The sequence below is a fragment of the Escherichia sp. MOD1-EC5495 genome (assembly GCF_002965965.1).
GTDB lineage: Bacteria > Pseudomonadota > Gammaproteobacteria > Enterobacterales > Enterobacteriaceae > Escherichia > Escherichia ruysiae.
Genome location: NZ_PTRI01000005.1, coordinates 62,135 through 83,846, shown reverse-complemented (window position 1 = coordinate 83,846; position 21,712 = coordinate 62,135). Strand labels below are relative to the sequence as shown.

Below are 21,712 nucleotides of genomic sequence, written 5' to 3'. Positions count from 1 at the left end.
TTAAAAAACGAAATGCTATCGATAAGAAGAAAAAGGAATAAAAGAGGAATATAAGGTCTGGCACTTCTTACTGAATACTAAAACGCGTTTCGTACAGCATGATTAGAGCGATGAAAACAAACTACACTTATGCTTCATTCGATGCCATTTGTAAAAAGGTAGAACTCATGAAACCAACGACGCTGCTTCTTATTTTCGCTGTTTTCGCGATGCCGGGTATGGTATATGCCGAGTCGCCTTTTAGCTCGTTACAATCGGCGAAAGAGAAAAATACGGTATTACAGGATTTGCGAAAAATTTGTACCCCGCAGGCATCGTTATCAGATGAAGCGTGGGAAAAGTTAATGTTGTCTGATGAAAGCAATAAACAACACATACGCGAAGCCATCGTGGCGATGGAGCGTAATAATCAGAGTAACTACTGGGAAGCGTTGGGCAGGGTAGAATGCCCGGATATGTAAGAGCGGCAACAGCCGCTGACCAACACTTCTTTAGCCTGATATCAGGATTTCTTCATTTTCACTTTTGCAGTAACCAACAGCGCGGTAAGCAACATCAACATGCCGGACAATATTAACGGCGAAGTCAGGCCAATGTTATCCAGTGCATAACCGCCAATTGCCGCGCCGCAGGTATTGGCAAGCTGAATAACAGCCACCTGAATAGATCCCGCCTTTTCTGCCTGGTCGGCTAATGAGCGGGTGATCCACGTTGACCAGCCCACGGGAATTAAAGCAAAGGTCAGCCCCCAGATAATCGCCACGCCGGTAGCAACAATTTTATCGCTTCCCCACAACGTCAGTACCAGCGCACTAAGAGCAAGCACTAACGGTGCTCCCGCTAAGGCCAGTTTTACTGAACGTTTAAGAATGATCGACGAAAGCGACGTACCGACAAAACTGGCGATACCAAAACTCAGCAGCACCAGTGTTAAGCCATCCACGCCGAATCCCGCCAGATTCATATACACAGGACGAATATACGTGAAGAAAGCGAACTGCCCCGCAAAGGACATAAAGATAGCAATCATCCCGGCCATCACCCCCGGACGCTGCAACAGGCGGAAGGTATTTTGTTTCTGATGCGAGGGTTCGCCAGGCAGCGAAGGCAATGATTTGATAATCCAGATAATACACAGCACGCCCATCACCGCTGCCGCATTAAAGACATTGCGCCAGCCGATAAGCTCGCCTAAAAAGCTGCCTAACGGCGCGGCAATCACCAGCGCAATAGAAACCGCGCCGAAGATCACCGACAGCGCCTTCGGCACCGTACGAGGCGGCACCAGACGCATGGTCAGCGACGCTGACATCGCCCAGAATCCGCCCAGCGCCAGCCCGAGACAGGCTCGACCGATTAATAACATTCTGAACGAGCTGGCAAAGGAAACCAGCAAGCAAGAGAGCGTCAGCAAGACGGCGAACAGAATGACAACGTAGCGGCGGTCGGTGGACTGAATTGTCTGGGTAATAAACAAACTGGCAAACATCGCCACAAAGGCGGTCACAGTCACCGATTGCCCGGCAAGCCCTTCCGAAATCCCTAAATCCTGCGCCATCGGCGTCAGCAAACTAACAGGCAAAAACTCAACGATAATCAGGCAGGCGACGCAAAACGCCACCGAGAAAACGGCTGACCAGTTCGGTTGGGTGATGGCATCCGCGCCACAGTTTTCTTCGATATGTTCACTCATGGTGTTACCCGTGGCATGTTTCAGGGGAAAAGCCGGTCAGTTTAGCATTGAAATGTGTGACGTATTTAACGTTTTTGCAACTTTTACGGTGTTGCTTGAGCTGGAGTTAAGATCGAAACGGAACAGGGCAAAGATTACCGAATGCGGCATGAACGCCTTATCCCCCCTACAGGTCAGGCGCGGTCTGTAGGCTGATAAGACGAAGCGGTTTTAATGCAGCCAATGAACGCCCTCAACAGGCTGAAAGAACGCGTTATAACGCATCTGGAAAGCGTTAATCTCCTGCATTTCAGGTTCTGTTTCGCGCAGAAAACCCAGCGCCAGCCTTACTTGTGCATCGGTAATGGGAGCAGCAAGGCGGGCTTTTTGTAAAATTCGATGCCATTGCAGCAGATTCTGTTCGCTGCCATCGACAATGACAATTTGCCAGATGAGCAACACCTGCGCAGCATTTTGCAGGTGCGACTCATCCGGGCGATGCAGATAACGTAAAAATTCGTCACCCGCTGACTTTCCCATCTGATCGACCATCGATTCGATGGGTACGACATCAATATTCAGCCGATCGCTCAGGCGGCGAATCGCCTTTCTGGCTCCGGATGTCAGCACCCGAAAACCAACCACAAACACCACCGCCAGCGTAGCGAGCATTATCCAGATCATGAGTTCTCCTGCGTAACCGGCACTCATGATATCTGGAAACACTTATCAGATACTAATCCACCAGGATGATTTTCAGCGCAAACAGCGCCGCTACAACCACCACACACAGGTTCAGATCGCGCCATCGTCCGGTACAAACTTTCATAATGCAGTACGACATAAAGCCCAGCGCGATACCTTCGGTGATCGAGAAAGTAAAGGGCATCATCACCGTAGTAATAAATGCGGGCACCGATTCGGTAAAATCATCCCAGTTAACGCGCGCCAGACTTGAGGTCATTAACACGCCCACAAAGATGAGCGCCCCGGCAGTCGCATAGGGGGGAACCATTGCCACCAGCGGTGAGAAGAACATAACCAACAGGAACATAACGCCGACCACAACCGCAGTCAGCCCCGTGCGGCCACCGACCGCCACACCAGAAGTACTTTCAATATAGGCGGTAACAGACGAGGTGCCGATAAACGCACCCGCCACCGAACTGACGCTATCGACATACAGCGCCTTATTCATATTAGGGAATTTACCATTACTATCTATTAAGCCAGCTTTATCAGTTACCCCAATTAATGTTCCTGATGAATCAAATAGGTTGATCAGCATAAAGGAGAAAATGATACCGGCAAGTTCAAGCGACAACGCGCCGCTCAAATCGACTTCACCAATGACACCGCTAATATCGGGTGGAATGGAATAGATGCCGCTAAAATGAACATCACCGAAAAATAATCCACAGCAGGAAGTAACAACAATAGAAACCAACACCGCCGCATGAAAATTACGTGATGACAACACGGTTATAATAAAAAAACCTAAAATACCTAACAACACGCCGTGAGAACTTAAATCGCCAATCATAACCAGCGTATCTTTATTGGCAACAATAACACCGGTATTTTTTAATCCCATCAAGGCAATAAATAACCCGATACCACTGGTGATACCAATACGTAAGCTTAACGGAATGTTGGAAATCATCCAGTAACGGATACGAAAAAGCGTGAGCAAAAACAGTCCGATTGCGCCCCAAAATATGGCTCCCATCCCGGTCTGCCAGGAGATCCCCATCGCCCCCACGACCACGAACGCGAAGAAGGCGTTCAGCCCCATCGCCGGTGCCAGCGCCACGGGCAAGTTAGCAAATATCCCCATCGCAATGCTGCCAATACCGGCAATTAAACAAGTGGTGACAAATACCACTTTCGGATCCATTTGTGCCGCACCGAGGATTTGCGGGTTAACAAAAACGATGTACACCATGGTTAAAAAAGTGGTCATCCCCGCAATCAATTCTGTGCGGACGGTGGTTCCATGTTGAGGAAGTTTAAATAATCGCGAAAGCGTCCCTGATTCATTACTCACGTAATCGGTATTGTCATTATTCATTTTTTTGTCCATTGAAGGAATTTTAAATCCTTGCTTTTGTAAAACAAATGACAACACTGGTTCAGTGATAATTATCACATTTCAATTGCACATTAATGGATATTCTTTAATAATCTCGCGACGTTTCTTTATGATAAATAATAATCAATTTGATAAAATCAAAATGAGAAAAACATGAATAATTCTATTAACCATAAATTTCATTACATTAGTCGGAGCGAATACCAGGAATTGTTAGCCGTTTCCCGTGGCGAAGCCGTTGCCGATTATATTATTGATAATGTCTCTATTCTGGATCTGATCAATGGCGGAGAAATTTCCGGCCCGATTGTGATTAAAGGGCGTTACATTGCCGGTGTTGGTGCAGAATACGTCAACGCTCCGGCTTTACACCGAATTGATGCTAACGGCGCAACGGCAGTACCAGGATTTATTGATGCTCACCTGCATATTGAATCCAGCATGATGACGCCGGTCACCTTTGAAACAGCCACCCTGCCACGCGGCCTGACAACTGTTATTTGCGATCCCCATGAAATCGTCAATGTCATGGGCGAAGCCGGATTCGCCTGGTTTGCCCGCTGCGCCGAACAGGCAAAGCAGAATCAGTATTTGCAAGTCAGCTCTTGCGTACCCGCACTGGAAGGCTGCGATGTAAACGGCGCCAGTTTTACTCTCGAACAGATGCTCGCCTGGCGAGATCACCCGCAGGTTACTGGCCTCGCGGAGATGATGGACTACCCAGGCGTAATTAGCGGGCAGGATGCGCTGCTCGATAAACTGGACGCATTTCGTCATCTGACGCTGGACGGTCACTGCCCCGGTTTAGGCGGTAAAGAACTTAACGCCTATATTGCCGCCGGTATTGAAAACTGCCATGAGAGCTATTTGCTGGAAGAAGGCCGTCGGAAATTACAACTCGGCATGTCGTTGATGATCCGCGAAGGGTCCGCTGCCCGCAACCTTAACGCGCTGGCACCGTTGATCAACGAATTTAACAGCCCGCAATGTATGCTCTGTACCGATGACCGTAACCCGTGGGAAATCGCCCATGAAGGGCATATCGATGCCTTAATTCGCCGCCTGATCGAACAGCACAATGTGCCGCTGCATGTGGCATATCGCGTAGCCAGTTGGTCAACAGCGCGCCATTTTGGTCTTAATAATCTCGGTTTACTGGCGCCCGGCAAGCAGGCCGATATCGTCCTGTTAAGTGATGCGCGAAAGGTCACGGTGCAGCAGGTGTTGGTGAAAGGCGAACCGATTGACGCGCAAACTTTGCAGGCACAAGAGTCGGCGAGACTGGCGCAATCCGCCCCACCGTATGGCAATACTATTGCTCGCCAGCCGGTTTCCGCCAGCGACTTTGCCCTGCAATTTACCCCTGGAAAACGCTATCGGGTCATTGACGTTATCCATAATGAGCTGATTACGCACTCCCGCTCCAGTGTTTACAGTGAAAACGGTTTTGATCGCGATGATGTGTGCTTTATTGCCGTACTTGAGCGTTACGGGCAACGGCTGGCTCCGGCCTGTGGCTTGCTCGGCGGCTTTGGTTTGAATGAAGGCGCGCTGGCTGCGACGGTCAGCCATGACAGCCATAATATTGTGGTGATCGGTCGTAGTGCAGAAGAGATGGCGCTGGCGGTCAATCAGGTGATTCAGGATGGCGGCGGGCTGTGTGTTGTACGTGACGGTCAGGTGCAGAGCCATCTACCGTTGCCCATTGCCGGGCTGATGAGCACCGACACGGCGCAGTCGCTGGCGGAACAAATTGACGCCCTGAAAGTCGCCGCCCGCGAATGTGGTCCGTTACCGGATGAACCGTTTATTCAGATGGCGTTTCTTTCCCTGCCAGTGATCCCCGCGTTGAAACTGACCAGCCAGGGGTTGTTTGATGGCGAGAAGTTTGCCTTCACTACGCTGGAAATTGCAGAATAAAAAAATGCCCGGCGTCATGCCGGGCAAAAGTCACCAGTTACGTTTATGCCACTGTCAACTGCTGAATTTTTTTCTCGCGGCGGATTTTGCGTTCTTCCATTACCGCGACTATCGCCATCAGGCAGATACAGCCAATTGCGGCGATATCCAGCGCGGCGAAGGTTCCAGCCCAGCCGGTGAGGCCGAATACCGGAGTACCATCGGCAATCATCCCCAGACCTAGCTTGGCAAAGCTGTCGCCAATCAGGTAGGCGAAGGTGCCTTTAATCCCGTCGGCTGCGCCGATCGCTTTTTTCGGTACAAAGCCAACAGCCGCCACGCCAATCAACAGTTGCGGACCAAATACCAGGAAACCTAATGCAAAGAGAGAAGCCAGGTAGATATATTGATTGCTGGCGTGCTGATACACACCGAGTGTCGCGATAATCAGCGCCAGCGCGATGCAGGCGACCAGGCCACGGCGACCGTTCGCCAGGTCAGAGAGCCAGCCCCACAGCAGCGTACCGACCAGTGCGCCTGCTTCAAACAGCGTAAAGCCCTGAATCGCTACTGCTTTAGAAAGTTTCAGTTCCTGGAACGCGTACACGGTTGACCACTGGTCGATACCAATACGCACCACATAGAGGAAAATGTTGGCGAAGCACAGCAGCCAGATCACTTTGTTTTTCAGCACATACTCAACAAAGATCTGCCACTTGGTCATATCGGTAGATTCTGTCTCTTTGTCCTCTTCGCTGATCTCCTCGCCGAACAGCTCTTCAGCTTTGCCAAGGCCATAAGATTCCGGGGAGTCGCTGCCGTAACGCAGGCCGATAAAACCGACAATCAGCGCGATAATCGACGGGAAGATAAACATGCCGATGACATGACCATCGAACAGGTAATTTGCCCCGAACAGCGCCACACCTGCTGCGCCTGCACCACCAAGGTTGTGAGAAATGTTCCAGAAACCGAGGAACGTCCCGCGTTTACGACGCGGCGTCCATTTGGTGATGGTGGAGTAACTGCACGAACCGCCGGTACTCTGGAAAAAGCCGCTCAAGGCATAGAAGGCAATCATCAGGAACAGGCTAACCGAGCCGCTGCCCATACTGGCACTGAAGCCCAGCATACAAATGGCAGAGAGGATAAGCATGAACGGCAGGAATTGTTTGGTGTTTTTGCCGTCGGCGTAGTAGGAAACCAGCGTTTTACCCACGCCATAAGTGATGGAGAAACCCAGGCCGATCATCCCCAGCTGCGTCATGCTCAACCCGTAGGTCGAAATCATATCGTTCTGCGCGATGTTAAAGTTCTTGCGAATCAGGTACATCGTCAGGTAGCCGATAAAGACCACCAGGTAGGATTGCATGAACGGTTTGAACCACATTTTGCGCCGCACTTCGAGCGGAAGATCCAGGGTCGGCTTGCGAACCTGGTTTAGGAAAGCCAGCATGGGTTACTCCTGATTTCCCTTCATACTTCAAGCCGCAGGTGCCTTAGCTGCACGCATTCCTCCCGGTCACATAGTTCACTATGCTCCCGGGACTCACGCGTTTGCTGCGTTCCTGCAACTTGAATTATTTTGGGAAAGAATTAATGAATGATGGCATTGTAAAAATCAGCAGCAAATCAGGCCTGAGATAGCGTCCAGGCAGAACCAGGAAAATTTCTTAGTTTTGCCGGATATGAAGTGAAAAGGTGAGATGCATCACGCTTCGCGCGGTGTCTGGGCGTTCAAAAAGGGCAGTAACAGCAGTGCGGAAATCCCGGCGGCGATAGAGATAACCACAAAAAATCCGCTCCAGTGCCAGGTATCGAGCACTTTCGCCAGCGGCCAACCAGCAAGCGACGCCCCCAGATAAGCAAACAAGCCGACAAACCCCGTCGCCGCCCCGGCCGCCTCTTTGTGGGAACACTCTGCCGCCGCCATGCCGATTAACATCTGCGGGCCAAAGACAAAAAAACCAATGGTGAAGAAGCAGGTTGCCTGCATCACGTAGCTGGCAAATGGCATCAGCCACAGCGAGCCGACTGAAAGCAAAATTCCGGCGGCGAAAATCAAATTCATCGGCCCACGGTTGCCGTTAAACAATTTGTCCGAGCCCCAACCGGCTACCAGCGCACCGATAAATCCGCCCAGTTCAAACATCGTCACTGCCGTATTCGCCGTGACCAGATCGACGCCCAGCGTCTCGGACATATACAAATTGCCCCAGTCGTTGATTGCCGCCCGGACCACATAGACCAGCACATAGCAAAACGAAAGCAGCCAGATATACGGATTCAGCAACACATATTTGGTGAGGATCTCTTTACGCGTCAACCCTGCCCCTTCTTGTTGTTGAGCAATTTCCAGCGCGTCGTGTCGCCATTCACCGACCGCCGGTAAACCTAACGCCTGCGGGCGATCGCGTAGCCGCCAGCAGAGAAAAATCCCCACGACTATCGCCATACAACCAGCAATCATCATCCCGGCACGCCAGCCGTAATGCAGCGCGCTCGCTGCCATCACAATGGGAATGAGTGCGCCGCCGACGTTATGCGCCGTGTTCCATAATGCCCACCAACCGCCGCGCTCGGTACGTGAATACCAGGCCGTTAACAGACGCGCACACACCGGTGAACCCCAGCCCTGGAAAAAGGCGTTCAGCACCCAGAGCACGGCAAACGCCCATAGCGAAGTGGAAAATCCAAACAGAATGTTGATGATGCCAGTCGCAATAAGCCCCATCCCCATAAAATAACGCGCATTTGAGCGGTCGCTGACAATGCCGGAAACAAACTTCGACAAGCCGTAGGTGATGTAAAACAGGGTTGCTAACAGGCCGATATCGCTACGACTTAGCACGCCAGTGGCGAGGATTTCCGGCATCGCGGCGTTAAAACTCTTACGCGTGAAATAAAACAGCGCATAGCCCAACCAGATTGTCAGCAAAATATGCCGACGCCAGTAGCGATAGCGGGCATCAATTTCACGTTTATCGCTTATCAGCGGCGCGTCGGCAGGCGCTTTCAGGAACTGCAACATCATCAAGCCTTACACATAACGTTGGGGTAGAGAGACACTGACGCGCGTGCCGTGCAGACAAGATATGGTCAAGGTGCCGCCCAACGCCGTTACGCGCTCGCGCATTCCGGTGAGACCAAAACCGTGTTGACCTGAATCTGGCGGCAAACCGCTACCATCGTCGTCAATCACCAGCATCAATCGCTCATCCTGCTGCCAGCCTTGCAGCGTGACCGCACTGGCATCGGCATGTTTCACAATGTTGTTCAGCCCTTCCTGGCAGACTCGAAACAGCGTCACACGCTGGTTTTCACTTAATGCTGATTCATCTATCCGCCATTCGAGATGACTGACAATGCCGCGACCTTCCAGCTCCATTTCTCGCATCAGTGAACGGATAGCCTGCTCCAGGGTGAGATCATCCAACTGGCGCGGACGTAACCGCCCTAACAAGCGGCGCACCGCGTCGTAAACTCCCAGCGACAGTTGTTCGATTAACTGCCCGCTCTGCTTCACGCTGGCGTTATCTGCCGCCAGCCGCTGAACAATGCCCGCCTGAGTACGAATGGCAGTGATGGTCTGACCGATATCGTCGTGCAGTTCACGAGCCACATCGCGGCGCACGCTCTCTTCGGTTTCCAGCAAACGTTCGGCAAGATGCTGATTGCGTGCCAGCTCCTTCTGTAGCGACTGGTTAAGCTCACGCAGTCGCTGAATACCTGCACCAAGTAACAGCCCCGTCAAACTTTGCACCAGAAGCGAGAGCAATAAATCTACCGGATGATCGCGCCATGTCTGGCTGGCAATCAGCGCAATGGCATTCATCAACGTCGCAATCAGCGCCCCTTGCCAACCATAGTGCCAGGCCAGAGCGATAATCGGCAGCGCCAGGCAGAATGGCGTAAAACGCGACAGTTCGTTCGGCAACCCCAGTTGCAGCCAGAGGCTGATAACAAACAGCAGCAAGTACCAAATCAGATGCCGCCCGCGCCAGTTTATCGGCTGAGAAACCAGCGACGGCCCCAGCGGCAGCCAGGTGTTATTCGCCAGGTAGTGCCAGAACACAAGGCAAACAGGAGCCAGCGTCAGACCACCAGTTAAGGTTAATAACAGCGCGTTCCACGATTCGTTACCATACCCGTGCCAAAGCCAGGGCAGCGACTGTAACAACGCTGCCGCCGTCAACGCAGCCCCCTGTAACAACAATGTGCGCCAGTCGCGCTGATGGCGAAAGCGGGAAATCAACGCCACGGGCAGTAACGTCAATAAACTACCGATCATCAATAACGGAAAATGCGTTAACCCGACAGCCTGCGTCAGCCAGTAAATCAGCAGCCATTCCGCGCCCAGCAACACGGGCCAGTATCCGCGCGGGCATTGCAACATCAGCCCCAGTCGCAGACCAAACGGAAACAGCAATACCGCCAGATCCGGTCGTTCAACCAGATGCAGGCTAATACTCCACAGGCAAAACCATGCTGCAGAGAAGATAAAAAAGCAGGAAATTACAGTATTTAAGCGGGAGAAAAATGTCTTCATCACCAGCCATCAAACATGCGGCGAGCCAGTTCAACATCGTTACTGACGCCCAGTTTGTCCATCAGATTAGCGCGATGTACGTGCACAGTTTTCGGCGACAAGCCCAGTTCGGCGGCAATCTCTTTCACCGCCATCCCTTGCGCCAGCTTTTCCGCCACCTGACGTTCGCGTTTGGTCAGCGGATCCTGGCGACCGGATGCCAGTTTAATGGCGATATCTGGCGTCAGATAACAGCCGCCCGTGGCAACGGTATGCACCGCAGCGATCAGTTCGTCCGGGCTACAGCGTTTGGAGAGAAAGCCGCGTGCGCCCGCATTGAGCGCCTGTTCAACCAGCGCCGGACTGTCATGAACGGAGAGCATAATCGTCGCCATACCTTTTGGAAGCTGGCTTAATAACTCCAGTCCGGAAATATCCGGCATGGAGATATCGCAAATACACACCTGCACACCGCGCCCTGGCAACCCGGCCAGCGCCTCGCGCCCCGAACCAAACTCGGCAACTACCTGCAAATCAGGTTCCAGCCCCAGCAACTGCGCAAAGCCGGAGCGGACGATAAGGTGATCGTCTATAAGGGCAACGGTTATCATGGTCTTGTCCTGGCGGGTAAAAAAAACGCGCTTACCTTAACGATAAGCGCGCCGCTGTTCAAGCCTTGAGCGGTTACTGAAAGAACACAGCAATCTTGTTAAACATGGTCGGGTCGGACTGATTACGCTGCACTTTTACCACATCTTCCAGTTTGTCGATCTGGCTTATCATCTGCTCCAGCCGCTGATCATCATTCACCAGTAGCCAGATATGGCTTTTGTCGCTGTCCTGAACAGGCAGACAGAGAATGCCTTCAACGTTAAAGGCGCGGCGGGCAAAAAGCCCACAAACATGCGTCATTACACCAGGATGGTTGCGAACGGTGAGTTCCAGAATCACGTTGTCATGAGTTGTATTTTGCATGGTTTATTCCCCCACCATTTCAGTATTCGCCGCACCTGGCGGCACCATCGGGTAAACTTTTTCTTCCGCATCAATCCGTACATGAATCAGTGCCGGACCAGGGCGATTAATAATTTCTTGCAACGCGGCCTGCGGATCGGCTTCATTATTCAAATCACACGTTTCGAGGCCGAATCCGGCGGCAATCTGCATAAAATTGATTTTGCCCGGATAGGTAGCGGCAAAAACACCCTGCTTGTAGAACAGACTTTGTTGCTGATGCACCAGCCCCAGAGCTTCGTTGTTCATCAGAATGATTTTGACATCAAGCTGGTTTTCGCTGGCGGTGGCCATCTCCTGAATATTCATCATCAGACTGCCGTCACCGGAAAAACACAACACTTTGCGATCAGGGTTCGCCAGCGCCGCGCCAATCGCCGCAGGCAGACCAAAGCCCATCGTTCCCAGCCCGCCAGAGGTCAGCCACTGACGTGGACGATTGAGCGGATAAGCCTGCGCCGTCCACATCTGATGTTGACCAACATCGGTGGTAATAATCGCGTTGTCATCCACGCAGGCGGCAACGGCATTAATCAGGCCGTAATGTGTTAAGGGATCGCACGCTTTTGGAATTGGACACGGGTATTCGCGCTGTAAATCAGCCACCAGTTGATGCCACTCTTCTCGCGGCTGGGCTTCCACCTGCGGGATCAGTTGCGCCAGCACGTCATCGACATCCGCCTGAATCGCTACATGCGGTTGCTTCACTTTACCCAGCTCTGCGCGGTCGATATCCACATGGATGATTTTGGCGTTCGGACAGAACTCCTCGGTTTTGCCAATCGCCCGGTCATCAAAACGTGCTCCGAGAACAATCAGCAGATCCGCCTCCTGCAAGATATAGTTGGTGCTGCGCACGCCGTGCATCCCCAGCATACCCAGCGACAGTGGATGCGCTTTTGGCAACATGCCCAGCGCCATTAAGGTCATAGTGGTGGGCAATTGCGCTTTCTCTGCCAGTTCACGCACCCGCTCAGGTGCGTTGATCACACCGCCGCCCAGATAAAGTATCGGACGTTTGGCAGCGTTAATCATCGCTGCCGCATCACAAATACTCTCTTCGCTAAAGGCGGGTGCGGCGGCTTTTTCTGCCATAGCCGGCTGTTCTTCAATCTCAAAAACCGCTGTTTGCACATCCTTAGGAATGTCTATCCACACCGGGCCAGGACGGCCTGATTGCGCAATGCGGAAGGCATCGCTCATGACCTGCGGGAGTTCTTCGATATGCCTGACCAGATAGTTATGTTTGGTGATGGGGATAGAGATGCCGTAGGTATCGACTTCCTGGAAGGCGTCGGTGCCAATCATCGAGGCCGGAACCTGACCGGTGATGCAAATCAGCGGGATGGAGTCCAGCCGCGCATCGGCAATGGCGGTCACCAGGTTAGTCGCCCCCGGCCCACTACAGGCCATGCAAACCGCTGGTTTGCCGTCGGTACGCGCCATCCCCTGGGCGATAAATCCCGCGCCCTGTTCGTGACGAGCCAGAATATGGCGGATTTGCGTGCTTTGGCTTAAGGCGTCATAGACAGGGAGAATCGAGCCGCCCGGTATCCCCGTCACAATCTTAATGCCCTGCTGCTCCAGAAAATGAACGATAAATTCTGCGCCGGTAAAACGCTTGCGTGTCGATGTTATGCCCGAACTTGCCATGCTCCAGTCCTTTTCTTTTGAGCCGACTTTCCGGGGGTGCTTAAACGAAAAACCCCGCCCGGTTTGCGCCGGCGGGGTTTTGGAATCGTGTGTTGTTCCAGTCCCTACGGCGCATTGCCGACGACCACCACCACACGCACGACGACCACTGCGGCGGATGGCGCAGTTGGTAGTAGTTTTGCGTTGAGCATGGAAATAGTCATTGGGGACCTTGTTGGTTTTGTGTTTAACAATATTTATACAAGCACAGGTTTACAGGGGAGACAATGGAAAATTTTTCATCAAGGGAAAATTGAGGGATTGATCACGTTTTGTACTGAAATCGCGGGTAACAAAAAACCCCGCCGGAGCGAGGTTTCGTCAGCCGCTCGCGGCTGGTAACCGCAAAGCACACTGTATTATGTCAACACTGAAAGTATACGCATTCTATGAAGAACGCGCAATTTCGGCACGAATTTTGACTTATTTAGCGCATAGTTGAGTATCGATCACAGTTTGCGTTTTGTCTAAAAATTACTGTTTATTTATACAGTGCAATTCTATAATATCACTGTACGCAATGTGTTATGCGGGGCCGCATCGTTACCCGGCGCACTAAGTCCTGGCTGAAACGGGTGGTGCCGTCAGCGCCTTAACCCCGCGTGAGCACACTGTGTTATGTCAACAGCACAACGTTTCTCCTTGAGATACCGCGTGCACAACAGCCGACCACAGGCAGCGGAAAGGTACGTCGGCTGGTAGTGCTCCTGAACCACAGGAGACGCGTATGAGCCTGGTGGATATCGCCATTCTTATCCTCAAACTCATTGTTGCAGCACTGCAACTGCTTGATGCTGTTCTGAAATATCTTAAGTAATTCAGATTCAAGCCGCACTAAAGGGGAGCGGGAAACCGCTCCCCTTTCATATTCTGCTTGCAAATGAGTGTCAGATGCGATGCTGATGCATCTTTTCCGACCTACAGAATTTATTTAAGTCAAAGTCCCTTCCGGCAACATTTATTGCCGCTTTTGTTTATATATTCTGCCGTTTTTCTTATTACTATTCCTCATATATATCTGGCTAACATTTATCAATGTGATAGATTTCTCTCCCGCATTTATTCGAATGCGCAGTAACTTATTCCAAATATATTTTTATAAGCGTCTGTGATAATGAAAAGGCATAGAAACGTCAATTTATTATTGATGTTGGTATTACTCGTGGCCGTCGGCCAGATGGCGCAAACTATTTATATTCCTGCTATTGCCGATATGGCGCGCGATCTCAACGTCCGTGAAGGGGCGGTGCAGAGCGTAATGGGCGCTTATCTGCTGACCTACGGTGTCTCACAACTATTTTATGGCCCAATTTCCGACAGGGTTGGTCGTCGCCCGGTGATCCTCGTCGGAATGTCCATTTTTATGTTAGCGACGCTGGTTGCGGTCACCACCTCCAGCCTGACGGTATTGATTACTGCCAGCGCAATGCAGGGGATGGGAACCGGTGTCGGTGGTGTGATGGCGCGTACATTGCCGCGTGACTTGTATGAACGGACACAGCTACGCCACGCTAATAGCATGTTAAATATGGGTATTCTGGTCAGCCCTTTGCTCGCACCATTAATTGGCGGCCTGCTGGATACCATGTGGAGCTGGCGAGCCTGTTACCTGTTTTTACTGGTGCTTTGTGCTGGCGTGACCTTCAGTATGGCACGCTGGATGCCAGAAACGCGCCCTGTCGATGCGCCACGTACGCGTCTGCTCACCAGCTACAAAACGCTCTTTGGAAATGGCGGTTTTAACTGCTATTTACTGATGCTGATTGGCGGTCTGGCAGGGATTGCCGCCTTCGAAGCCTGTTCTGGGGTGCTGATGGGCGCAGTATTAGGACTGAGCAGTATGACGGTCAGTATTTTGTTTATTCTGCCAATTCCGGCGGCATTTTTCGGTGCATGGTTTGCCGGACGCCCAAATAAGCGGTTCTCTTCGTTGATGTGGCAGTCCGTTATCTGTTGCCTGCTGGCAGGACTGATGATGTGGCTCCCCAGCTGGTTTGGCGTGATGAATGTCTGGACGCTGCTCGTTCCCGCAGCATTGTTCTTTTTCGGAGCCGGGATGCTATTTCCGCTGGCAACCAGCGGCGCGATGGAGCCTTTCCCCTTCCTGGCGGGCACGGCTGGCGCACTGGTCGGTGGTCTGCAAAACATTGGTTCCGGCGTGCTGGCATCGCTCTCTGCGATGTTGCCGCAAACCGGTCAGGGCAGCCTGGGGTTATTGATGACCTTAATGGGATTGTTGATCGTGCTGTGTTGGCTGCCGCTGGCGACGCGGATGTCGCAGCAGGGACAGCCCGTTTAACTCACCTCACCACAGCATCGTCATCAACTCCACTGGAGAACGATGCTGCTTTATCAAGTCGCGCATTACCCGCATGTGCGGCGCGGAGTGGGAATAAAAAGCCTGATAGCCAGCACAAAGTACCTTGCCCGACTGACCATCCCTGGCATGAGGGCACAGGAGATACCAGTCACACTCCTGACAGCCCCGCCGTGGTTGTTGGCTTTCGTTCCCGCACCATTTTTGCAGCGTGACATCAAAAAGCTCGATTGATATACGACTGATATCTGTCCGCACCCAACACTCGAACAGGGCGATTAAAAATTGTCCCCATAACTCGGTTGTCACCGACGCTGCCGTCAGCTCGCCCCGGTCATCAAATTCTATATGGGGAATGAGTTGCACGGCGCGGATGCCCCTCTGTTTGAAATTCTGATAAAAATCACCTGGTTGTAATGCATCTTTATACTCTACAACCAGTTTATGCCTGTCCTCTTTAGCATTTATAACCTGACTTCCTGTCATGTGATTCTCTCAATTAATACGATAAGTTGGTGTATATGCGTAACAGCAAACAGTATTGCGAGAGATAACACCGCGAGGGAGATCATAAATTTGTCACGGATTACGCAAATTTGGGAAAAATCGCTATTAGCCACATCCATTAAATTACGATTTCGTGTATAGCGCCAGAGGATTAGTGCCACAAAGGCGAGGATGCCAATAGAAATCCAGAACAATATGCCTGACTGATGCCAATTGTGTTTGATGGCCAGCGCCATCAACGCGCCATAGCCCAACATGGTGCGAAACCATGCCAGCGATGTGCGTTCCGGCTGAAGACCTGGATCGGCAATCCTTCTGGCTTTGCGGCTATCCGGCATACAAAACCAGTCCCATAACGATCACCGCCACGATCATCAATATTAAGCTGATGATTAATAAGCTGTTAGTGTAGGGTAAATCTTCTTTCAGACGCATCGCTTTTTCATTGCGTAACCAGCGCAGGTAACCATACATTGCCAGTCCGCCAGAAAATAAGCATAGCAATAACGCCAGCAGCTCGCGAATGACTGGCGTGGCGAAATCCGGCGCAAGCTGATCCAGCCCCACACCTGCTGCCAGAAACCCTAATGCAGTACGGATCCACGCCAAAAATGTACGCTCATTAGCCAACGAGAAGCGGTAATCGGGTGCTTCACCGAGGCGGGATATTTTCATTGTGGCTCCTTTGCAATTTCACAATAGCGGTGTTTTATCCGTCTATTTTTAGGAATTTTGGTCGATGTTTTCTTGATATGCTTTGCCATCCGCTACAAGGAGGTCAGATGGATATCTTAGCGCAAAATAAAATCAGTTCACTGGGTATGCTGTTCGGTGCCATCGCTTTAATGATGGGCATTATCCACTTTTCCTTCGGCCCTTTTTCCGCACCGCCGCCAACGCTTGAAAGCATCGTGGCGGACAAAACGGCTGAAATTAAAAGAGGTCTTCTCGCTGGAATAAAAGGTGAAAAAATTACGACAGTGGAGAAAAAAGAGACGCCTGATATCGATAAAATCCTCGATCAAGGCGGCATCGCATTGGCCATTGCCGCGCTACTCTGCGCATTTGTTGGCGGTATGCGTAAGGAAAATCGCTGGGGCATTCGCGGCGCTCTGGTTTTTGGCGGCGGGACGCTGGCTTTCCATACCTTGCTTTTTGGTATCGGCATCATCTGCGGTCTTCTGCTGATATTCCTGATCTTTTCCTTCCTGACCGGCGGTTCACTGGTTTAAGCGGCTCGGTGGTGTTCTGAAATGCCGGGTGGAGTGCCGTTTACGGCAACTCCACCCGCAAAAGAATTAACCGATACTCCAGAAAAGCACCGCAAGTAACTGTGGTGTGATAATGCGCAGGAACATGACTAACGGATACACCGTGGCGTAAGAGAGTGCCGCCGCACCGCTGGTAGGATGAAGATTATTGGCAAACGCCAGCGCCGGAGGATCGGTCATAGAGCCAGCCAACATCCCGCACATGGTCAGGTAATTCATTTTGGCTAACATCCGCGCCAGAATGCCGACTGTAATCAGCGGAATTGCGGTGATCAGGGCACCATAACCAATCCAGCTTAGCCCCTCGCCATTGACCAGGGTATCGACAAAATCGCCGCCGGATTTCAGACCCACTACCGAGAGGAACAGTACGATCCCCAGCTCCCGCAGCGCGAGGTTGGCGCTTGGTGGCATAAACCAGTAAAGCTTGCCGATACTGCCGATACGCCCAAGGATCAGCGCCATAATCAGCGGCCCCCCCGCCAGCCCCAGCTTCAATGCCGCCGGGAATCCAGGCACAAACACGGGAATGGAGCCTAACAACACGCCAAGACCGATACCAATAAACACCGGTAACATTTGAACCTGTTGCAGTTTTTGCTGCGCATTACCTAATACATTAGCAACGGCATCAATAGCAGAAGGCCGCCCCACCAGGTTGAGGATATCGCCAAATTGCAGGCTAATATCGCCACTGGCGACCAGTTCAACCCCGGCACGGTTCAGGCGCGAGATAACAACGTCATAGCGTTCTTTAAAGTGCAGGTCGCGAATACGTTTACCGAGCACATTTTCATTGGTGACCACCACGCGTTCGACGCGCAAATCGGTGCCTTTCGTTGATAGCGAAGTATCCACCTCCTGACCAATCACCAGTTGTGCATTATGCAAATCCGCAGGCTGTCCCACCAGATGCAGCAAATCGCCAAGTTGAATAACGGTCTCTGGCGAAGGCACTTTTAGGGTTTCTTCTCGTTTCAATCGTGAGCAGATAACTTTATCGCCATTAAGAATCGGCACATCTTTAATGGCTAAATTATGCAAATTAGGGTTCTCAACACGGATGTTAATCGTCCTGATTAGCGCACCGCCGTTGGTTCGCGTGGACTCGTGCTGCTGGGCCTCAGTCTCAACATTGACGCGGAAAATAACTCGCTGCATCCACATGGTGAACAAAATCCCACAAATGCCGAATGGATACGCCATCGCGTAACTCATCCCCATCTGATCGACCATCTCCATCGGTGTGCCGAGATCGCGTAAGATTTGCTGACCTGCCCCCAATGCTGGCGTATTGGTGACCGCGCCAGAGAAAATCCCCAGCACCACAGGCAGTGGAATATCGAAAAGTTTATGCAGGATAGCGGTAACCAGACCGCCGATAATGACTATCAGAACAGCAAACAAGTTGAGGCGTAACCCGGAGACGCGCAATGAGGCAAAGAAGCCCGGCCCCACCTGAATCCCGATGGTATAAACAAACAGGATCAGGCCAAATTCCTGGATAACATGCAGCATATCGCTACTTAATGTCATCCCAGCCTGAGAAACGAAATGGCCGACGATGATCCCACCAAACAGCACGCCGCCAATGCCTAATCCTATGCCGCGAAACTTGACGTTGCCGATAAACAAACCGACAACCGCCACCAAAGCCAGAATACTGACTGTTAATGCTATATCACTCATCGTCCATTTCTCTTGAAATAACATTTTAATTACCAGGGATTATGGCTGAATCGGTGAAGCAGATTTGCCTTATGGCGCACATTATCACGGGAAAGAGAGTGCCGGAACATCTTAACCTGGCGAAAATTAATACAGAGATGAAGATGGTAGATAAAAAAAGCCCCACCAGACTGGCGGGGCAAAAAGAATAGCTAATTAGCTATTTAACGCGGGACGTTCGCTGATAGCGATACGCTGCGCAGCGATGGGTTCAGGCTCATTACGAATTAAATCAATATGCAGTAAACCATTAACGAAGGTTGCGCCAGAGACTTCCATATTTTCAGCCAGCGTAAAACTCAGACTAAATGGCTGATTCATAAGCCCTTGATGCAACCATTTTTTCTCTTCTTTTGGCTGCTCCGGCGTGCCTTTTACGCTCAGGCGCGTACCTTCCAGTTGAATCTCTAAATCTTCCTGACGGAAACCAGCCAACGCCAGAGTAATGCGGTAGTGGTTATCGTCGCTTTTCTCAATGTTGTACGGCGGGAAGCTCTGGCTTTCACCGGCGTTTTGCAATGCGTTGGCCAGTTTGTCAAAACCGATCCATTGACGCATCAGTGGGGATAAATCGAAGTTACGCATAGTCATTTCTCCTTCTAAGAAGCGAGTAAGTACCTGCAAATCCGAAGATTCGCATATGCTCCCTGACGGCGAGCATGGAAATGTCAGGCCGCGCCTGGCGGCCTTAGGGAATTAGTTGATTTCGATACGGCGCGGTTTTTTCGCTTCCGGGATCACTCGTTCGAGATCGATATACAGCAGACCATTTACCAGGTTAGCACCACGAACATGAATGTTCTCGGCTAACTGGAATTTGCGTTCAAAGTTGCGTTCAGCGATGCCCTGGTACAGATAGGTGCGCTCTTTTTGTTCGTCAGCATGAGCACCTTTCACCACCAGCAGATTGTCCTGGGCGGTAATTTCCAGTTCACTCTCAGCAAAACCCGCGACTGCGATAGCAATGCGGTAATGGTTTTCGTCTACCAGTTCAACGTTATACGGAGGGTAGCCACCATTACTCTGGCTCTGGTTGTTTTCTAAGTGGTTAAACAAACGGTCAAATCCAATAGCAGAACGGTAAAGCGGGGATAAATCAAAGTTACGCATAATCAATAGCTCCTGAAATCAGCGAGAATATAAGACCTTCCACAATGGACAGGTCGGGTAGCCAGAACACCCATCAGGCGCGTTCTCATCAGCTACGGTATAAAAATGGGTCTGGATATGCACTTTTCAAGCCTTTCCAACGGACTTTTTTTTGCAGTTTGTGGTCTATTGCATAGACTGGAGGACAGCACGAAACGTTAAAGTGCGATAGCCGCCACAGTGCGACATGATGATGATGTTATTTTCGGCAAGGGATCGCTATAACACATCATGCCAACACCCACGATTAACAGATGAATTTATTATGATAAGAAATGTGTTGTTAGCGTCCATGATATGCAGCGGAATGACATTACTCGGAGGATGCTCCAGCGTAATGTCCCATACCGGAGGTAAGGAGGGAACGTATCCCGGCACCCGCGCTAGTGTCACCATGATTGGCGATGACACGACAAACTGGGGAACCAAATCGCTGGCGATTCTCGATATGCCATTTACCGCAGTCATGGACACACTTTTGCTGCCGTGGGATGCGTTCCGCAAAGACAGTTCGGTGCGCTCGCGCGTGGAAAAAAGCGAAGCCGATGCGCAAGCCATCAATGCCGTCATTCCACCAGCCAGAATGCCAGCGAACTGACTAGCGACCCGTTTCGGTGATCCACAGCTGACCTGCTTCCATCCACGCCAGCCATTTACCGTCCGGCGAGAAGACCACGGCGTCTGCCGAAGGTGGGTTGGCGTGATTATCAGTTAAATACTCAACCTCGCCGCTTTGCGCATGGGCACAAGCAATCCGATTATCCAGCACAAAGCCCAACCATTCTCCTGAAGGATGCCAGTTAAATGCAGACTGAATATCCGTTTTGTTATGAGTTAACTGGTGCGGCTCTCCGCCCTTTGGCGAGATAAACCACAGTTGCACAATGCCGTTATCATCACGCATTAAAAACGCGATTTGCGTTCCCTGCGGGTTACAGCGTACCCAGTGGCGCGGGACGTTGACTAACCCCGGATAAGTCCGATGGTGTGTAAAGGTTAAACGTCGCTGCACGACGCCGCGCGGTGGCGCAGGCAGGGTTGTTTCCGTTCCGCTTAACGGCGCATCACTTGTTGCTTTCCAGCCTGTTTCATCTTGCGGCAGCTCAACAATAAACAGCTCCGGCACTTTCTCGCCCTTTTGCGAAAGCGTGTCGCCAATAAACGCCAGTGCGTGGTTTCCTACCCATCCTTCTTCATAAGCGCGATTGATTTCATCACTGCCAGGCTGCGGCGTGGGCGTAGTTTTACTCACCAGCACGCACCAGTGGCTACCGCTGTATTCACGCGGATGCTGCTTTTGTACGTTGACCGGGCCAAACGGTGACGCCACCCCGACGTTTCGCAAATCCAGCGCCGAATCAAGTTCATGCATTACATGGTCGTTATAAGTAAAACTCACCATTTCACCGTTCGGGCTAAAAACATGCACATGGCTGCCGCCGCGTAGCGCCCCTGGAGTGTACGGAACGGTAATATCCATTGCATCGAGATTACTCACTTTGCCGCCTTCAGCAATCACACCTCGACGGTGATGGAAATCGTAATGCCATGTTTCATCAGGATTTTCAGGGCCGTGGATGAAGACATATTTCTCTGACTTCGGATGAACGGTCACCACGCCGACGTGTGCGCCCTGTGACGCCCGGTAGATAACCTCGACCTCGCCGGTATGGATATTCACACGCTCAATGGTCTCGCCGGTAAACGACGCGCCAGAAGGGCGCACATCAAACACCAGCCACTGGCTGTCGGGTGTCCATGTATTGGTATTGGTGAGCAGGTGATTTCGTGAAGCGTTGGTGAGTTGTTTCATGGCGTGATCCTGATACAAAACGGTTCCCGC

The 21,712-nt window shown here is 51.5% G+C and carries 23 protein-coding genes and 1 other annotated feature; of the genes, 6 read left to right on the top strand and 17 right to left on the bottom strand.

Annotation, left to right across the window (positions count from 1 at the left end; translation table 11 throughout):
• Window positions 1-167: 167 nt before the first annotated feature.
• On the top strand, window positions 168-461 hold the full coding sequence (gene yicS, locus BEG40_RS05525; RefSeq protein WP_010344417.1) for a protein YicS: 294 nt from the start codon (window positions 168-170) through the stop codon (window positions 459-461).
• Window positions 462-502: 41 nt separating this feature from the next.
• Here yicS and nepI read toward each other — a convergent pair whose 3' ends face one another.
• The 3 genes from nepI to adeQ form a co-directional block, all read right to left on the bottom strand.
• A complete protein-coding gene (gene nepI / locus BEG40_RS05520; protein WP_105285024.1) occupies window positions 503-1,693 on the bottom strand; it encodes a purine ribonucleoside efflux pump NepI in 1,191 nt (396 codons plus the stop codon).
• A 210-nt stretch (window positions 1,694-1,903) separates the two neighbouring features.
• Window positions 1,904-2,356, bottom strand: a complete 453-nt coding sequence (locus tag BEG40_RS05510; protein ID WP_105285022.1) for a DUF1198 domain-containing protein — start codon at window positions 2,354-2,356, stop codon at window positions 1,904-1,906.
• A gap of 52 nt (window positions 2,357-2,408) precedes the next feature.
• Window positions 2,409-3,743 (bottom strand): adenine permease AdeQ, encoded by a 1,335-nt coding sequence (adeQ, locus tag BEG40_RS05505; protein ID WP_016159934.1) that lies wholly within the window; start codon window positions 3,741-3,743, stop codon window positions 2,409-2,411.
• 174 nt (window positions 3,744-3,917) lie between these two features.
• On the opposite strand from adeQ, the gene adeD reads away from it, so the two are divergent.
• Complete coding sequence (gene adeD, locus BEG40_RS05500; protein WP_105285021.1) at window positions 3,918-5,684, top strand: adenine deaminase; 1,767 nt, start codon at window positions 3,918-3,920, stop codon at window positions 5,682-5,684.
• A gap of 43 nt (window positions 5,685-5,727) precedes the next feature.
• Here adeD and uhpT read toward each other — a convergent pair whose 3' ends face one another.
• The 7 genes from uhpT to ivbL all read right to left on the bottom strand — a co-directional run bounded on the left by uhpT (window position 5,728) and on the right by ivbL (window position 13,061).
• A complete protein-coding gene (gene uhpT / locus BEG40_RS05495; RefSeq protein ID WP_000879199.1) occupies window positions 5,728-7,119 on the bottom strand; it encodes a hexose-6-phosphate:phosphate antiporter UhpT in 1,392 nt (463 codons plus the stop codon).
• Between the two features lie 255 nt (window positions 7,120-7,374).
• Complete coding sequence (gene uhpC / locus BEG40_RS05490) at window positions 7,375-8,694, bottom strand: MFS transporter family glucose-6-phosphate receptor UhpC (protein WP_105285020.1); 1,320 nt, start codon at window positions 8,692-8,694, stop codon at window positions 7,375-7,377.
• Between the two features lie 9 nt (window positions 8,695-8,703).
• The gene (gene uhpB / locus BEG40_RS05485) at window positions 8,704-10,212 is read right to left on the bottom strand and encodes a signal transduction histidine-protein kinase/phosphatase UhpB (RefSeq protein WP_010350494.1); all 1,509 of its coding nucleotides are present in this window, start codon (window positions 10,210-10,212) and stop codon (window positions 8,704-8,706) included.
• Window positions 10,212-10,802 (bottom strand): response regulator transcription factor UhpA, encoded by a 591-nt coding sequence (gene uhpA / locus BEG40_RS05480; protein WP_000633666.1) that lies wholly within the window; start codon window positions 10,800-10,802, stop codon window positions 10,212-10,214. The genes uhpB and uhpA overlap by 1 nt, the downstream gene beginning before the upstream one ends.
• 73 nt (window positions 10,803-10,875) lie before the next feature.
• On the bottom strand, window positions 10,876-11,166 hold the full coding sequence (gene ilvN / locus BEG40_RS05475; RefSeq protein ID WP_001181709.1) for an acetolactate synthase small subunit: 291 nt from the start codon (window positions 11,164-11,166) through the stop codon (window positions 10,876-10,878).
• A gap of 3 nt (window positions 11,167-11,169) precedes the next feature.
• Window positions 11,170-12,858: an acetolactate synthase large subunit gene (gene ilvB / locus BEG40_RS05470; RefSeq protein WP_000168415.1), complete on the bottom strand. Its 1,689-nt coding sequence runs from the start codon at window positions 12,856-12,858 to the stop codon at window positions 11,170-11,172.
• Window positions 12,859-12,962: 104 nt separating this feature from the next.
• Window positions 12,963-13,061 (bottom strand): ilvB operon leader peptide IvbL, encoded by a 99-nt coding sequence (gene ivbL, locus BEG40_RS05465; RefSeq protein WP_016159932.1) that lies wholly within the window; start codon window positions 13,059-13,061, stop codon window positions 12,963-12,965.
• Between the two features lie 563 nt (window positions 13,062-13,624).
• Here ivbL and tisB point away from each other — a divergent pair.
• Window positions 13,625-13,714 carry a type I toxin-antitoxin system toxin TisB gene (gene tisB, locus BEG40_RS05445; protein ID WP_000060506.1) on the top strand — a complete coding sequence of 30 codons (90 nt, stop codon included), beginning with the start codon at window positions 13,625-13,627 and terminating at the stop codon, window positions 13,712-13,714.
• A 297-nt stretch (window positions 13,715-14,011) separates the two neighbouring features.
• On the top strand, window positions 14,012-15,196 hold the full coding sequence (gene emrD / locus BEG40_RS05440) for a multidrug efflux MFS transporter EmrD (RefSeq protein ID WP_105285019.1): 1,185 nt from the start codon (window positions 14,012-14,014) through the stop codon (window positions 15,194-15,196).
• Between the two features lie 6 nt (window positions 15,197-15,202).
• On the opposite strand, the gene BEG40_RS05435 is transcribed toward emrD, so the two are convergent.
• Genes BEG40_RS05435 through BEG40_RS05425 form a run of 3 tightly spaced genes read right to left on the bottom strand, consistent with a single transcriptional unit; the run spans window position 15,203 to window position 16,396 of the window.
• On the bottom strand, window positions 15,203-15,700 hold the full coding sequence (locus tag BEG40_RS05435; protein WP_105285018.1) for a radical SAM protein: 498 nt from the start codon (window positions 15,698-15,700) through the stop codon (window positions 15,203-15,205).
• Window positions 15,697-16,059, bottom strand: a complete 363-nt coding sequence (locus BEG40_RS05430; RefSeq protein ID WP_001113439.1) for a DUF202 domain-containing protein — start codon at window positions 16,057-16,059, stop codon at window positions 15,697-15,699. The genes BEG40_RS05435 and BEG40_RS05430 overlap by 4 nt, the downstream gene beginning before the upstream one ends.
• The gene (locus BEG40_RS05425) at window positions 16,049-16,396 is read right to left on the bottom strand and encodes a YidH family protein (RefSeq protein ID WP_000703955.1); all 348 of its coding nucleotides are present in this window, start codon (window positions 16,394-16,396) and stop codon (window positions 16,049-16,051) included. The genes BEG40_RS05430 and BEG40_RS05425 overlap by 11 nt, the downstream gene beginning before the upstream one ends.
• A 107-nt stretch (window positions 16,397-16,503) precedes the next feature.
• On the opposite strand from BEG40_RS05425, the gene yidI reads away from it, so the two are divergent.
• Window positions 16,504-16,953, top strand: coding sequence for an inner membrane protein YidI (gene yidI / locus BEG40_RS05420; protein ID WP_000352014.1), 450 nt, complete (start codon window positions 16,504-16,506; stop codon window positions 16,951-16,953).
• Between the two features lie 66 nt (window positions 16,954-17,019).
• On the opposite strand, the gene BEG40_RS05415 is transcribed toward yidI, so the two are convergent.
• The 3 genes from BEG40_RS05415 to ibpA all read right to left on the bottom strand — a co-directional run bounded on the left by BEG40_RS05415 (window position 17,020) and on the right by ibpA (window position 19,830).
• Window positions 17,020-18,681 carry a putative transporter gene (locus BEG40_RS05415; protein WP_105285059.1) on the bottom strand — a complete coding sequence of 554 codons (1,662 nt, stop codon included), beginning with the start codon at window positions 18,679-18,681 and terminating at the stop codon, window positions 17,020-17,022.
• Between the two features lie 195 nt (window positions 18,682-18,876).
• Complete coding sequence (gene ibpB / locus BEG40_RS05410; RefSeq protein ID WP_001243431.1) at window positions 18,877-19,305, bottom strand: small heat shock chaperone IbpB; 429 nt, start codon at window positions 19,303-19,305, stop codon at window positions 18,877-18,879.
• Between the two features lie 111 nt (window positions 19,306-19,416).
• On the bottom strand, window positions 19,417-19,830 hold the full coding sequence (ibpA, locus tag BEG40_RS05405; protein ID WP_001243437.1) for a small heat shock chaperone IbpA: 414 nt from the start codon (window positions 19,828-19,830) through the stop codon (window positions 19,417-19,419).
• Window positions 19,824-19,896, bottom strand: a sequence feature (ROSE (Repression Of Heat Shock gene Expression) occurs in the 5'-region of heat shock genes and acts as an RNA thermometer to modulate expression.). Its footprint overlaps the gene before it by 7 nt.
• A gap of 238 nt (window positions 19,897-20,134) precedes the next feature.
• Between ibpA and BEG40_RS05400 the strand changes: the two genes are divergently transcribed.
• Window positions 20,135-20,467, top strand: a complete 333-nt coding sequence (locus tag BEG40_RS05400) for a YceK/YidQ family lipoprotein (protein WP_064732606.1) — start codon at window positions 20,135-20,137, stop codon at window positions 20,465-20,467.
• Here the strand turns inward: BEG40_RS05400 and BEG40_RS05395 are convergent, their stop codons facing one another.
• Window positions 20,468-21,682, bottom strand: coding sequence for a YidR family protein (locus BEG40_RS05395; protein WP_198600204.1), 1,215 nt, complete (start codon window positions 21,680-21,682; stop codon window positions 20,468-20,470).
• Between the last annotated feature and the right edge of the window lie 30 nt (window positions 21,683-21,712).